The following is a 1,311-nucleotide window of genomic DNA, read 5'->3' as shown; positions in this document are numbered from 1 at the left end:
ACGGCAGAAAGCACCCCCTTTTATAAGATGGGGGTAACGAATTCTCGCATGGCATCTGAAGAGTTCACTTTCCCTAGAAATCTCGATAATCAGAAATTAATTAAAACTGAAGATGGCGTATTGCCAGTTTTACATTCTGTTCCATGCGATATTCATGGCATAGCTGCTGTTGATTGGGTGACTTTTAGTTTTGGTCAAGAAACCTTTGGCGAAAAATATGCATTCCTTGAACCAGAGGAAGTTGACGAATCGCTTACTGAAGCGATTGAAACATGGCTGGATCAGATTCTTTTTGAAATCTTCGGCTTTGGACTTGCCGTTAAACGTGACAAAGGTATGCATTTCCATACTTGCTCATACGAATTACAAGATAATTTGGGCATGGTCTTATATGGTCATGCTAACAAAAAGATTTCTGTACAAATCAACGGTACTGGTTGTGCCTTAGCTCGTAAAGGTTGGGAATCACAACTTTATAAATTCTTAATGCGTGGTTGTAAACGTCCTAAGCTTAATAGAATTGACCTTGCTCATGATGATTTCGAAGGCAATCACTTAACTGTTGATTTAGCTGATTCATGGGACAATATTGATGGTTTCTGGTGTGGTGGTCGTGAACCTAATGTAGAGCATAAAGGTGCTTGGAAGCGTCCAAACGGTAAAGGTAGAACCCTCAATATTGGCAACCGTGATAGCGGTAAATTCTGCCGTATTTATGAACGTGGCAAAAAGGAAGGTGATGTACTAAGCCTTTGGACACGTGCAGAGGTCGAATTTAAAGGTTCTGACCGCTTCATCCCTTTTGATGTTTTACTCAATCCAAGCTCATATTTCATTGGGGCTTACCCATGTTTTGAATGGCTTGCTAAAGAACTTACTCAAGAAATGATTTCACCAGAAAAACCTGAAATCGTTAAAAAGCAATCCGTGATTAATTTTGATAAATCAATCGAAATTATGAAACATCAGTTCGGTAAATATATCCGTCAATTCTCAAAAATTATTGCCAGTGATGAACTGGTAGCAATGCTTTCATCTTCAAAAGATGAAGTGCCAAAACGCCTTAAGTTTTCTCATGCTGCTGTGATGCAGTCGTTACGTATCAATCAACCTATTCAATCACTAAATGAAGACTACTCGCTATTCGTGGGTGTCCCTTTAGTTAATCAAACTCAATATAAGGATTTTATTCATGCAATTTAAAACTGAAATGATCATCTTGGGGGCAAAGTCATCTAAAGGTGAATTTAACGGTAAACCATATGATTCAACTACTGTGTTTTATCAAGCGGATTTGCAATCAGGCGAAAA

Annotated in this window: 1 protein-coding gene; it reads left to right on the top strand. The window is 38.4% G+C overall.

Annotated elements, in window-relative coordinates; genetic code table 11:
• Window positions 1-1,203, top strand: a 1,203-nt coding sequence (locus tag AC6BYQ_RS28295; protein ID WP_031986143.1) for a replication initiation factor domain-containing protein, incomplete at its 5' end; no start/stop codon positions are given.
• Window positions 1,204-1,311: the final 108 nt, after the last annotated feature.

Source organism: Serratia sp. LTN-2 (assembly GCF_059740205.1).
The sequence above is the reverse complement of the archived record's forward strand: the minus strand, read 5'-3'. Positions and strand labels throughout refer to the sequence as shown.